We start from the raw sequence: 14,077 nt of genomic DNA, 5'->3' as shown, positions 1-14,077 counted from the left end.
CGGTTGCCGCTAAATCTGGCAGGAGCACCGTTGAATCATTTGAAAGAGGTTATTAAGAGCGAATTAACTTGTATAGTTTAATTTAGGCGGATGGTTTTGGTTACAAAAATCATCCGCTTTTTATATCTGCTTTCCTATGAAAAAGACTGCCATCCTAAGTTCTTTTTGCCTCCTTTTTTTTGTCTGGTTTTTTAGCAGCTGTTCATCCTTCAATGAGGTCCGCATTGCGGGGACCAACTTCACCGAAGAGGTAGGGCAATCGCAAAACCTGGTATTTACCTTTAATAAGGACCTGGTTTCGGCCGCCGAGCTGAACAACTGGGATTCGACGCAATATGTGACATTCGAACCGGCTGTTCGGGGTAAGTTCAAATGGAGCGCACCGAATGAGCTCGTCTTTTCGCCCGTCGCAAGCTTCGGAGCCGCTACGTCCTACAAGGCACAATTGACCGACCTGATTACGGAAAAAACGGATAAGGAGAAAAAATACAAGCTTTCCCAGGACCCGATCACTTTTCACACGCCCTATTTGCAACTCGTGGAAACCGAAAGCTGGTGGACATTGTCGCAGGAATCAGGCAGGCAGGAGGCGCGGCTGCGATTGCATTTTAACTATCCGGTGAATGGGCAGAATGTGGCGGAGAAATTGAAAGTACTATTCGAAAACCAGCCATTGGATTATCGCCTGTTGCCCTCGCAGGATGAATCGTCGGTTACGCTGGCTTTTGCCAAAATGGGTAGGGCGGATAATAGTGAAACGCCGGTCAACATCGCGATCGACAAAGGCGTGAAGGTGCAAAACACCTCATACAGCAGCCAGGAAGCACTTGCGAAAACCGTCAGCATTCCTTCCCCGCTGCATCTGGAAGTGGTGGATATTAAAACAGGCTTTGAAAACAATGCGGGTTATGCACGGATCATCACCACCCAGGAACTTGATAAGGAGAGCATTGCCAATAGCTTCACCGTAAACCCCGAAGCTGCGACAGAAACCGAACCGACCGAGAATGGCTTTATTCTTCGGGGCAATTTTAACGAGACGGAAACCTATGTGCTGCAACTGAAACAATCGCTGAAAGGCGTTTTGGGACATGCTTTGGAAGAAGAAACTTCACGAGACCTGTTTTTCGGTAAAATGCCCGCGGCGATTTCTTTCGCCAACAAAAAGGGGCTGTATTTGTCCTCTAAAAGTTCGAGAAACATCGGTGTCAATATCGTGAATGTACCCAAAGTGCAGGTGCGCATTTCGAAGTTGTATGCTAATAATATCCTGCATTATATCCACAACAACCGTTGGAGCGACTACGCGTACGTGGGCGACGACTGGCAACCGACTGGTAATTTCAATTACAGCGACGACCGTGAGAACCAATTGAGCGATGTGATTGTCAACAAAATCGTCGAGACCGAAAATCTTTCCAAAAACAAAGGCGTATCCGCATTGAACATTGCATTGCCGGATGACAACAGGCGACAGGGCGTTTATTTGGTTTCAGTGAATTCTTCTGAGGAATTTTATCTCGGAGCGACCAAGCTCGTCTCTATTTCCGATATAGGCCTTATCGCCAAGCAGGGCCAGGATGAATTGTGGGTTTTTGCCAATTCCATTAAAACCAACGAGCCGATCAAAGACCTCGAACTGACGCTGGTAAGCTCGAATAATCAAACGGTACACACCTTAAAAACCGACGGCGATGGCATTGCGCATGTAGATAAGCTGAGTGAAAAAGCGCCCGGCTTCAAGATTGCGATGATTACGGCAAGCTCGGAGGACGATTTTAATTACCTGTTACTCGAAGATACCCAGGTGCTTACCTCGCGGTTTGATGTGGAAGGCTTGCGGGATAATGCATCGGGTTACCAGGTATTCATCTATGGTCAGCGCGATATTTACCGGCCGGGCGAGACCATGCATTTTAATACGGTGCTCCGTACACAAGACTGGAAAACGGCGGCCAAAGTACCTTTGAAACTCCGGCTGTTAACTCCGAACGGCAGGGAATTCAGGACGTGGCGCAAAACGACAAACGAACAAGGGGCCGTGGAATCCGAAATCCCCCTCGATGCTGGCGTACTTACCGGTACTTACATTCTTGAAGTTTACAATGCGAATGAGGTCTTGTTGGGTTCTCAGGCTGTGAGTGTAGAAGAATTTATGCCCGATCGCATTAAAGTCGATCTCAGCGGGGCTGCCAAAGATTATGCTTCGGGTCAGAAGGTTTCACTTACGGCTACGGCGACGAATTTGTTTGGCCCGCCCGCGAGCAGCCGCACGTATGAAATGGACTTCCAGTTACAGCGGAAAGGCTTTTCTGCCAAAGCATTTCCTGAATATACATTCGATATCCCCGCCGAAACCACTTTCGAGCGCGATAGCCGCCATGGCATTACCAATGAGCAGGGGCAGGCCAATGAGCAGTTTACCTTGCTATCCGGGTTACAGGATATCGGCGTGCTCGAAGGCAAGATTTACGTAACGGTCTTCGACGAAAATGGTCGGCCTGTCAACCGATTGCAACGCTTCGACGTGTACACTCAGCCGGTATTTTATGGCATCCGGTTACCGGATACTTACGTCGGCACCAATGCTCCGGTTCCCGTTGATATTGTGGGGGTTGGCAAGAATGGCGCATTGCAGAATGGTGCGATTGCGGCCATCGAAGTGGTGCGACTGGAATACCAAACGGTTGTGGAAAAGAAATATGATCGTTTGCAATATACCTCACGCAAAAGCGAGAAATTGGTTTATTCGAATAAACTGACGCTTACGGGCGGCAAAGGTACGTTCAGATATGTGCCCACAGTTTCGGGCGAGTATGAGGTACGTGTGCGACGCCCGGGTGCTGCGCATTACACGCTCGCGAATTTCTATGCTTATGGCTACGGTTATACACAGTATTCTTCGTTCGAGGTGAGTAATGAGGGCCGTGTGCTGATGGAAACGGATAAAGAACGGTACAAAACCGGCGAATCGGCGAAAGTTCTTTTCAAAACGCCATTTGACGGAAGGTTGCTCGTGACGATGGAGCGTAATAATGTGTTGGAACAACATATTCTCACCACTGAAAAGAAAGCCGCCGAACTGACATTCAAAATCAAAGAAGAGCATTTGCCGAACGTATTCGTAACCGCAACGTTGATCAGGCCGTTGGACGCATCGGATATGCCGCTGACGGTGGCGCATGGGTTCGAGCCGATCCTGGTAGATGATCCCGACCGCAAATTACCGGTTACGATTACAGCTGTTGAAAAGTCGCGTTCCAAAACAAAGCAGCAGATCCGGATCAAAACCGAGCCGAATACGGAGGTGACGCTGGCGGTAGTGGATGAGGGTATTTTGCAGATCAAAAACTCCAAAACGCCGGATATCCATGGCCATTTTTATCAAAAGCGGGCATTGGAGGTTTCCAGCCACGATTTATATGCGCAACTTTTCCCTGAACTGACGGTCTCGGGAACATCCAGCTCGGGTGGTGATGGTTATGATTTGGAAAGAAGGATCAACCCACTGAGTAATGGCCGGACAGAACTGGTGTCGTTTTGGAGCGGCCAGTTGAAAGCGAATGGCAGCGGCGATGTTACTTTCGATGTCAATATCCCGCAATTTAGTGGCGATCTGCGCATTATGGCGGTGGCTTATAAGGACAATGCATTCGGTTCGGCTACCGGGAATATGAAAGTAGCAGATCCGATCGTGATCAGTGCGGGGTTGCCTCGTTTTCTGAGTCCGGGCGACGAACTGGTTTTGCCTGTGAATATCAGCAATACAGAATCCAAAGCGACAACGGCGACGGTTTCCGTACAGCTGTCTGGCCCGTTGGCAGCCGGAGCTGCGCCGGTTACCCAAAATATTAATATACCTGCCGGAAAGGAAAGCCGTGCCATGTTTGCAGTGAAAGCTGCGACGGCCATCGGTATCGGGAAGGTGGTGGTGAAGGTGAATGCTTTTAAGGAAACATTCGTCAATCAGACCGAAATTACCGTTCGCCCGGCGTCACCATTGCTTAAAACCAGCGCATCCGGCCTCATTGCAGGCGACAAACAGGGTTTGATCGACCTTAAATCTTCGTTCATCCCTGCTACAAGCAGCAGCCAGGTGGTGTTGAGCCGTTCGCCGCTCGTGCAAGGAGGCGGAAAGGCATTATCGACATTGTTAGGCTATCCTTACGGTTGTTTGGAACAAACGGTTTCCAAAGCTTTCCCGCAGATTTACTTTGCGGACCTCAGCAAGGCAATGGCTGCACCGGTTTACACGGTAAGGAGCGGAGAAAGTGATTTTAACCCGATGACCAATGTGCAACAGGCCATTCGGAAAGTGGAATCGCAGCAGCTTTTCAATGGAGGTATGGGAATGTGGCCGGGAGCGCAACTCGAAGACTGGTGGGCGACGGCCTATGCCGTGCATTTCCTGGAAGAAGCGCGTCGGGCAGGTTTTGAAGTCAATGCCAAAACGCTCAGCCGCGCGGTGGAATACCTGACCGCCCAAAGCGGCACGACGGCTAATAGGGAAGTCGTGATTGCAAGTACGAACAACGGATTGGCTTACGAGGGGCAGCCGAAAGGTACACAGACCAAAAAGACAGTAGCCCGCCGCGAAGCCATTTACTCGCTTTATGTGCTGGCATTGAATGGTCACCCGAACCGCGCTTCGATGAATTATTACAAACAAAATCCGCATTTGCTTACCCAGGATTCGCAATATCTGCTGGCCGGGGCATACCAGCTTGCAGGTGATGCACGGAGCTTCAATGCGTTGCTGCCCAAGAAATACACAGCCGAAAATGCGGGGCATTACTATGACAACAGCTACTCATCCCCGTTGAGAAATATGTCTCTGGTTTTAAATACATTGATAGAATCTGACCCTTCCAATTCGCAAATCCCGGTGTTGGGCCGTCAGCTTTCGCTGGCTATTCAATCGGCTTCGTACCTGAATACGCAGGAAGCTGCATTTGCGGTACTTGCATTGGGTAAACTGGCAAAAAAGACGTCCAATTCGACCGTAACGGCCTCTGTTTCTGCGAATGGAAAGTCGCTCGGTCAGTTTTCGGGTAAGGAGTTGAAGATTTCAAAAGGTGTTTTGAACCAGAAACTGCTCGTGAAAACGCAGGGCAAAGGCGATCTGTACTGGTTCGCGCAGACGGACGGTATGTCGGCTACGGGAACTTATGTGGAAGAAGATCAGGGTATCAGCATTCGTCGCCAGTTCCTTACCCGCAATGGTGAACCTGTGCAGACTTTCCATCAAAACGACCTCGTCGTGGTGAAGCTTACGCTTAACAGCAACAACGGCTTGCCCGTAGAAGATATCGTTATCACCGACCTGCTGCCGGCGGGCTTCGAAATCGAAAACCCGCGTATCACCGAGCCACGTGACATGCCATGGATCACGAATGCAGCCGTTCCGGAATACTATGATATCCGCGACGACCGCATTCATTTCTTCACCAACGCCGATGGTCAGCCAAGGACATTCTACTACCAGGTGAGAATCGTGGCCAAAGGCACGTTTACAATCGGCCCGGCCGCAGCGGATGCCATGTATCGTGGCGAGTACCGCAGCTACTCGGGCGGCGGCAAGATCACCGTCGAATAGTCTAGAAAGAGAAACTACGCAAAATCAGTCCACCAATGATGGCTCCCGCAATGGGGGCCACAACGGGGATCCAGCCATAGCCCCAGTCGGAACTGCCTTTGTTGGGAATGGGCAGAATGGCATGAGCGATGCGCGGGCCCAGGTCGCGTACCGGGTTGATCGCATAGCCGGTAGTGCCGCCAAGCGACAAACCAATGCTCCAAACCAGCATACCCACCAGATAGGGCGCTACACCCGAGGGGATGCCGCCTTTTTCCGGGTCTGACGTGCCGGCGTAGCCGATAGCGACGATGCCGACGATCAATATTACCGTTGCGATAAATTCACTCAGAAAATTGGCCCCGGTGCTTCTGATCGCCGGGTCGGTCGAAAAGCAGGCCAGTTTGGCGCCGCCGTCTTCCGTCGCTTTCCAATGCGGCAGGTATTGCAGCCAGACCAGCACGGCGCCGAGGAAGGCACCTATCAACTGGGCTGGAATGAAAGTTGAAATAAGGCTGTAATCATTTTGAAGTACTGCAAAACCCACAGTTACCGCAGGATTAAGGTGCGCCGCCGCGCTGCCGAATGCATTCGCCGTGAACACCCCGAACATCACCGCAAACGCCCAGCCTGCCGTAATGACGATCCAGCCACCGCTTTCGCCTTTGGTTTTTTTCAACACGACATTGGCGACCACGCCGTTGCCTAACAAAATAAGGACCATTGTTCCGACTAATTCTCCAACGAAAGGCGAAGGCTGCATGTGCTTTGTAAAATCAAGGTTAAAAACGAATATGCGAATAGTTTTATAATTTCTATTTCCAATCCCAAAAAGAATTTTTCATTCCTGTTTTACCATTTTAGGACCATGAATTCTGCTAACTTTGCCTGATAATCAATTTTTGTATTGAAAATCATGTCATTAAATCAGCTTACGGCGATCTCTCCGGTTGATGGCCGTTATTACAAACAAGTATCTGAACTTTCGGCTTATTTCTCGGAATATGCCCTGATTTACTACCGGGTGTATGTGGAAATCGAGTATTTCATTGCACTCTGCGAAATTCCCCTCCCTCAGCTATCAGAATTTGACAAGAAGAAATACGCGTCGCTGCGCAAGATCTATGAAGATTTCAGCGAGGCTGACGCATTGCATATAAAGGACATCGAAAAGGTGACCAACCACGATGTAAAGGCTGTCGAGTACTTCATCAAGGAGCAGTTCGAGAAGCTGGGCATTGAATCTTACCAGGAATTTATCCACTTCGGCCTTACTTCCCAGGATATCAACAACACGGCGATCCCGCTTTCGCTGAAAGACGCGATGGAGCGGCAGATCAAACCATTGTTCCGTCAGGTACTTTTCGTGTTGAAGAGAATGTCGATCGAATGGAAGAACGTACCGATGCTCGCGTTCACGCACGGGCAGCCCGCGTCGCCTACACGTGTAGGCAAGGAGTTCCTGGTGTTTGTAGAGCGTTTGGAGCGTCAGCTCGAAATGCTCGATAAAATCCCGCATTCAGCGAAATTCGGAGGGGCAACGGGTAACTTCAACGCGCACCATGTTGCGTATCCGAAACAGGACTGGATGGCATTCGGCCACCATTTTGTGGAAGGTTTGGGACTGAAAAGAAGCCGCCACACCACGCAGATTGAGCACTACGATAACCTGGCCGCTACTTTCGATTGTCTGAAACGCCTCAATACGATCCTCACCGATCTTAACCGTGACATGTGGACGTACATTTCAATGGGTTATTTCAAACAGAAGATCAAAGCCGGTGAAGTAGGTTCATCGGCGATGCCGCACAAGGTAAACCCGATCGATTTCGAAAACTCCGAAGGTAACCTGGGGCTCGCGTCGGCATTGTTCGAGCATTTCGCATCCAAATTGCCCGTTTCCCGCCTCCAACGCGACCTTACCGACTCAACGGTGCTGCGCAATATCGGCGTACCTATCGCACACTTGGCCATCGCTTTGAACTCCCTGTTGAAAGGTTTAGGCAAAGTGGAATTGAACGGCGAGGTACTGAAAGCGGAACTGGAAGACAACTGGGCAGTGGTATCCGAGGCGATCCAGACTATTCTCCGTCGCGAAAGCTATCCGAAGCCTTACGAAGCATTGAAAGAGCTGACGCGTACCAACGAAAAAATTACTCACGACTCCATCTCGCGCTTCATCGAAACACTGGATGTGTCTGAAAAAATACGGGAGGAACTTCGCGCATTGAGCCCATTCAACTACCTGGGTGTTGTAGAAGAGACTTTTTAAGGAAGTCACACCCCCAATTCATCCCTGATCTTCTCCTGCCAGTCGCGTGGGAGAAGATCCATCAAATTCACATCACATAGCGTCGCAATGCGACAGTAATGCTCCATTTCAATTTTGGTGGAGCCGGTTTCCCATTTGTGGTACCCTACCTGGGAAACGCCGAGCAAGTCGGACATTTGTCTCTGAGAGAGTGCATTATCTCTGCGGTACCTGATCAGGATTTGCGAAATAACCATCGTGTCGGTTTAAAGCGTGAATGCTTTGAACCGGGGCAGGCGGTACGGTAATGAGTGGCGTGAGTATAGTTAATGTTGAATGATTGAATGACTGAATGATTGAATGACTGAATGATTGAATGAATAATGTCTATTCAATCATTCAATCATTCGGTCATTCAACATTAAAATTTTACCCGCATTTCGACGAGCCGCAATCTTTGCACGTCAAACATCCCTCCTGATAGAGCAAGTTCGTCGAGCCGCAGTTCTGGCATTTCTGCTTCACGGCTTCCGTGCCATCCGGGATATAGCGTTTCAATGCGCGTGCAACGCCGGCTTTCCAGGTGTTGATCGCCTCGTCGAGTTGGAGGCTGCTGATCAGGTCTACGACCTTTTCGATCGGCATTCCGTGTCGCAGCGTACTGGAAATCAGTTTCGCATAATTCCAGTATTCGGGATTGAATTTGTAAGACAATCCTTCGATTGTGGTTTTGTAGCCGCGGGTGTTTTTGTATTGAAAATCATAGCGCGAGCTGCCGTCGGCTTCCCGGTTTTTGATGATAACCCCTTCATTCACCCAGCGCGGGATCAGAATACCATCCTCATCATCCGCAAAACCGGTGAAAATCTCGTACGGGCGGCCGTCGATCAGGCCGATGAATGCGATCCATTTGTCTTTTTTGTTCTGAAAACGTACCACATCGGCTTCGAGCGTCTGCGGGCGCTCGGTTGGGAATGGTGCCGGCGAGCCGTCTTTCGGTTCCTCCTTTTTCTCGGAGTTGGAGATCAATACCCCCGAGCGCGAACCGTCACGGTACACGGTCACGCCCTTGCAACCCGCTTTCCATGCTTCCATGTAGCATTCGCCCACAAGCTCCTCCGTCACGTCGTTCGGCATGTTGATAGTCACACTGATCGAGTGATCTACCCATTGCTGGATAACGCCCTGCATTTTTACCTTTTTGAGGTAATCCACATCATTGGAGGTAGCTTTGTAGTAAGGCGATTTCTTAACCAGTTCGTCGAGGTCTTTCTGCGAATAATTGTTGTTGGTATCGAGACCATTTACCTCCATCCATTCCTTAAAACGGTGGTGGAAAACGACGTATTCTTCCCACGAATCGCCTACCTCGTCCACGAAATCCACACGGACGTCCTTATCGTTCGGATTTACCTTTCTTCTTCTTTTATAAACCGGAAGGAAAACAGGCTCGATTCCCGAGGTGGTTTGTGACATCAAGCTCGTCGTGCCGGTTGGTGCGATGGTAAGCAATGCAATGTTCCGGCGGCCGTATTCGAGCATTTCATAGTAAAGCTGCGCGTCGGCTTCTTTCAGGCGGTTGATGAACGGGTTATTTTTTTCTCTCTCCGAATCAAAAATGGCAAATGGGCCACGCTCCTTGGCTGTGTGGACCGATCCGCGATAAGCCTCGAGCGCGACGGTTTTGTGAATTTCCACCGCGAATGCATTGCCCTCGTCACTTCCGTAGCGCAGGCCCAATGCAGCCAGCATATCTCCCTCCGCCGTGATACCGATACCGGTACGGCGGCCTTCCCTGGCTTTGGTCTGGATATTCAGCCAAAGGTTGCGTTCTACGCGTTTCACTTCGGCATCTTCGGGATCTTCATCAATTTTTTGCAGGATGGCGTCGATCTTTTCGAGTTCAAGGTCGATAATGTCGTCCATCATGCGCTGTGCCGCCGCAATGTGCTTTTTGAACAGCTCCCAATTGAACCGGGCTTTGCCGGTAAATGCATCTTCCACGTACGAGAAGAGGTTAATGGCCAGCAAACGGCAGGAATCGTAGGCGCAAAGCGGGATTTCGCCGCATGGGTTGGTCGAAATGGTTTGATAACCCAGGTCGGCGTAGCAGTCGGGTACGGATTCGCGGATAATGGTATCCCAGAACAAAATACCCGGCTCGGCCGATTGCCACGCATTATGTACAATTTTCTTCCAGAGCGCGGTTGCATCGATATCCTTAATGTGTGAAGGACTGTCGCTTTTGACGGGGTATTGCTGGCGATAAGTAGTGCCTGAATCTACCGCTTTCATGAACTCGTCATCGATCCGTACAGACACGTTGGCGCCGGTAACTTTGCCCTGTTCCATTTTGGCGTCGATGAAGCTCTCTGAATCCGGATGTTTAATCGAAACAGAAAGCATCAATGCGCCCCGGCGTCCATCCTGCGCCACTTCGCGGGTCGAGTTGGAGAAGCGCTCCATGAACGGCACGATACCGGTCGATGTCAGCGCGGAATTTTTTACCGGCGAACCTTTCGGGCGGATATGCGACAGGTCGTGCCCGACACCACCGCGACGTTTCATGAGCTGTACCTGCTCCTGGTCGATCTTCATAATGCCGCCGTACGAATCCGACACGCCATTGTTGCCGATCACAAAGCAATTGGACAGCGAGGCGATCTGGTAAGGATTGCCGATGCCCGTCATGGGACTGCCTTGCGGGATAATGTATTTGAAATCTTTGATCAGATCGAAAATCTCTGCTTCGCTCAGCGGATTCGGATAGCGCTGCTCGATGCGCGCGATTTCCGACGCGATCCGGCGGTGCATGTCGTTCGGCGTCGCTTCATAAATAGCTCCGAACGAATCTTTCAACGCATATTTATTCACCCAAACACGGGCAGCAAGGTCGTCGCCCCTGAAATATTCCAGCGAGGCCTGAAAGGCTTCGTCACTGGTGTAGGTTCTTTCTGATTGTGAAGATTTTATAGATTCCATTAGGTGGTATCAGACGTTTTTTGAAGAAGTTGAGAGTTTCAAATTTACATATTTTGGAATTTAAATGAAAAGTGTTTTGATAAAAAGTTTTCAAATATTTTAAGTTAAATATTTGTATTTCAATATGTTGATATATTTTGAAATTCAAAAAGTTTACAAATTTTGTTTTTCCTGTAAAATGTGATATTGAAATTTTTTGCAAAAAAAATACCGGCTCACTAACGAAGCCGGCAATTTCTAATTACTATGGCGAAATTTTATCTTAAGTCGTTGGTACGCTGATTTTCTCAGGTTAGAAACTGACCGAATGCTGCTCGATGAGTGCAGGCCATTCGGCCAGCTCGGGAATGCCCGGCTTGCGCTTGCCGAAGAACTGGTTGAACATCACACCGTCCTTGTCGATGAGTTCAATACCGGTCACGACGCCGTCTGCGGTAGGCTTTCTCACCACCCAGGCCTCGTCTATGGCGTCTTCGCGCAAATGCAGGTTAAACTCCGGGTCCATTACGTTCAGCCACGGGCCCATAACAAAGATTTTTTTGATCGGACCAGTGTGGATTTGAATGCAGTTTGGGTTCGAAACAAAAACCATAATCGGCAATCCCGTTTCCGAAATCGCATCGAACAGCGGTTTCATGCTCTCCGGCTTAATGCGGTGTGCATAACCCTCCGGCGCGTTGCGTAATGCTTGCTTTCGCGATAGTTTATGCTTCCGCAGCAGTGTGAAAAAGTCGTGGGTATCTTTCAAGGCCAGCCACTCTTCCTGAAATGCGGCCTTATCGAGATCTGCTGCTTCCTCAGGCTCGGCTATCTTTTCTTTTTTCGCACTTACAAACAAGTTTACATCCTGATCGGCGGCGAGGTATTTGGCGACCAGCGCGTCGTAAGCTGCTTTGTTGCTTTTCTCCGTCAGGTAAATTTTATGCGCCGCTTCGCCGAAGCTGTTAAAGAATTGCAGGCTGAAACGGTCGTTTTCCGAAACAGCAAAGCCGAATTTCCAGTCGCCCAGGAACAGGCGGAGGTCAATATCCTCGCCCAGCACCAGTCCGACGTGGTTATTGAACGATATTTTCTCATACATGCCCTTGCGTTCGTGCACCACGTGATCGTTACGTGTGAGTGCCATCACGTGCCCCAGCGAGCCTATTTCCTTGATCAGCTTCCTGAAATCGCCGTCGAGGAGCTGCACATGAGCGCCAAGGCCGGTAGCGAGGAGTTCGGCTTCCGATGTGCCGAGCGCTTTGGCGTCGTCGCGGATGCGTGATTTGGGATTGGCGAGCTTGTATTCTGCCCAGCGTTCTTTCAATTCAGTTCTGTCCGGTGAAAGGGTTGACTTCATCTTTGGGTATTTAATAGTTACTAATCAGGATAAATGGTAAGAAACGGGTGCCACCTGGGGCACAATGACGGGGTATGGCGTCATTTCCGGCTGGATAATCTGCACCGGCAAGCCGAAAGCCTCCTGGATAGCCTGCTCGGTCAGCACATTTTCGGGTGAGCCTATCGCATGCATATGGCCATTTTTGAGCATCAGTACGCGGTCGGCATACTGTAATGCCTGGTTCAGATCGTGGATCACGGCGATCACCGCGAAATTTTTACGCGTAAGCTCCTTCGCCAGCTGGAAAGTCTCATATTGGTGCAAAAGGTCCATTCCCGTGGTGGGCTCGTCGAGCAGGAGCAGGCCGTTTTCGATCTCCCATACCTGTGCGAGCGTGCGCGCAAGTTGTACGCGTTGTTGTTCTCCGCCGGATAGTGTCGGGTAAAGGCGGCCTGTCAGATGCCCTATGCCTACTTTTTTCAGGCACATATCGACGATCGCCAGGTCGCGCTGTCCGGGATCGGCGTCGTAAAACGGATAGCGGCCCATCAACACGATTTCCTGTGTGGTAAACGAAAGCGTGATATTGTTTTTCTGGGACAATACGGCCCGTTTTCTGGCCAGTTCTTTCAGTTTGTATTTCCGGAGATCGCGGTCGTGGAAATGCACCGATCCGGAGGTAACCTCGTGTTCCGCGGAAAGCAGTTTGATCAGCGTCGACTTCCCGGCGCCATTCGCGCCCACGATCGCCCAGAAATCACCGGGTTTGACGGAAAAACTTACATTTTTAAGCAATTTCCGGCCCCTTACTTCGAATCCCGCATTCCTAACCTCGATCATAACCGCTTACGTTTTTGTTCCCACAAAATATAAATGAAGAACGGCGTGCCGAGCATGGCCGTAAGGATGCCGATCGGGAGTTCCGATGGTGCTACGATGGTACGGGAGAGGGTGTCGGCTAATGTGAGTACAATAGCACCCGACAATGCCGATCCGATAATTAGCGTCCGGTGGTTTGGCCCGAACAATGTGCGTATAATGTGTGGTACTACCAAGCCCACGAAGCCGATGGTTCCAGCAACAGCTACGGATGCGCCGACGCCCATTGTTGCGAGGATGATTACTTTCTGCTTCAATGATTTCATATTGACGCCAAGGCTCGCGGCCTGGCTTTCGCCCAGCACGAGCAGGTTCAATGCTTTGGAAAGATAAGGCATGAAGAAGAGCGAAATCGCTACAAATGGTCCTACGGCCATTACGGACGTCCAGTTGGCGCCACCGAGGCTGCCGAGGTTCCAGAACGTAATGCTCCGGAGCTGTGCGTCGTCGGCGAGGTAGGTCATGAGCCCCGTCATCGCCCCTACGAATGCGTTGATAGCGATCCCGCAGAGCAGTAATGTGGTTACACCGCCGTCGCCGGTGAGCTTTGATAGCTGGTACACGAGCAAGGTCGTGCAGGCGGCGCCGAGGAACGCGACAAACGAAATGCTGTACGCGCCGGCGAGCTCGTTCAGCATTCCGAAGTATTTAACGTTGAGCATAATGATAAATACGGCGAAAAGCGATGCGCCGGAAGTGACGCCAATGAGTGTGGCGTCGGCGATCGGATTGCGGAAAAGCCCTTGCAGCGAGGCCCCGGCAATGCCCAATGCAGCGCCGATCAGCACGGCGAGGCACACCCTTGGCAGACGGATGATCCAGAAAACGATCGATTTCTGTTCTTCAACCTGCATTTCGGAAACCCAGCCGAGTTTGAATGCAATGATCTGCCAGAGTTCACTCACGGAAATAGACAATGCGCCGGTACAGGCAGCAAATACCACGCACGCCAGCAGGATAGCTCCCAATATCCACACCATTTTGCCCATCGAGGAAGGCAGAATGTGCTTTTGGAACGTCCCCGCGCTCGTAGTTTGCCGCTCTTTTACCGTTTCTGTCAGCATTATCT

8 protein-coding genes are annotated in these 14,077 nt (G+C 50.4%); 2 read left to right on the top strand and 6 right to left on the bottom strand.

Translation table 11 applies throughout. The features are described 5' to 3' along the window. The first annotated feature begins 136 nt into the window (after positions 1 to 136). Positions 137 to 5,596: an alpha-2-macroglobulin gene (locus tag J7619_RS17115; RefSeq protein ID WP_291200962.1), complete on the top strand. Its 5,460-nt coding sequence runs from the start codon at positions 137 to 139 to the stop codon at positions 5,594 to 5,596. 1 nt (position 5,597) lies between these two features. Here the strand turns inward: J7619_RS17115 and J7619_RS17110 are convergent, their stop codons facing one another. Continuing rightward, entirely contained in the window at positions 5,598 to 6,338 is a 741-nt protein-coding gene (locus tag J7619_RS17110; RefSeq protein ID WP_291200959.1) for an MIP/aquaporin family protein, read from the bottom strand. 153 nt (positions 6,339 to 6,491) lie between these two features. On the opposite strand from J7619_RS17110, the gene purB reads away from it, so the two are divergent. Beyond that, complete coding sequence (gene purB, locus J7619_RS17105; protein WP_291200956.1) at positions 6,492 to 7,847, top strand: adenylosuccinate lyase; 1,356 nt, start codon at positions 6,492 to 6,494, stop codon at positions 7,845 to 7,847. Positions 7,848 to 7,852: 5 nt separating this feature from the next. On the opposite strand, the gene J7619_RS17100 is transcribed toward purB, so the two are convergent. The 5 genes from J7619_RS17100 to J7619_RS17080 form a co-directional block, all read right to left on the bottom strand. Continuing rightward, on the bottom strand, positions 7,853 to 8,083 hold the full coding sequence (locus J7619_RS17100; protein WP_291200953.1) for a helix-turn-helix domain-containing protein: 231 nt from the start codon (positions 8,081 to 8,083) through the stop codon (positions 7,853 to 7,855). Between the two features lie 172 nt (positions 8,084 to 8,255). Further along, a complete protein-coding gene (locus tag J7619_RS17095) occupies positions 8,256 to 10,808 on the bottom strand; it encodes an adenosylcobalamin-dependent ribonucleoside-diphosphate reductase (RefSeq protein WP_291200950.1) in 2,553 nt (850 codons plus the stop codon). Positions 10,809 to 11,100: 292 nt separating this feature from the next. Beyond that, a complete protein-coding gene (locus J7619_RS17090; protein ID WP_291200947.1) occupies positions 11,101 to 12,147 on the bottom strand; it encodes a hemin-degrading factor in 1,047 nt (348 codons plus the stop codon). A 24-nt stretch (positions 12,148 to 12,171) separates the two neighbouring features. Further along, a complete protein-coding gene (locus J7619_RS17085; RefSeq protein WP_291200944.1) occupies positions 12,172 to 12,969 on the bottom strand; it encodes a heme ABC transporter ATP-binding protein in 798 nt (265 codons plus the stop codon). Then, positions 12,966 to 14,072, bottom strand: a complete 1,107-nt coding sequence (locus J7619_RS17080) for an iron ABC transporter permease (RefSeq protein WP_291200941.1) — start codon at positions 14,070 to 14,072, stop codon at positions 12,966 to 12,968. Before J7619_RS17080 ends, J7619_RS17085 begins: the two co-directional genes overlap by 4 nt. Between the last annotated feature and the right edge of the window lie 5 nt (positions 14,073 to 14,077).

Origin of the sequence: Dyadobacter sp., assembly GCF_017744695.1 — a bacterium.
In the GTDB taxonomy this organism is placed as follows: domain Bacteria; phylum Bacteroidota; class Bacteroidia; order Cytophagales; family Spirosomataceae; genus Dyadobacter.
Note: the sequence above shows the minus strand (reverse complement) of the source record. Positions and strands in the feature narration are given on the sequence as shown.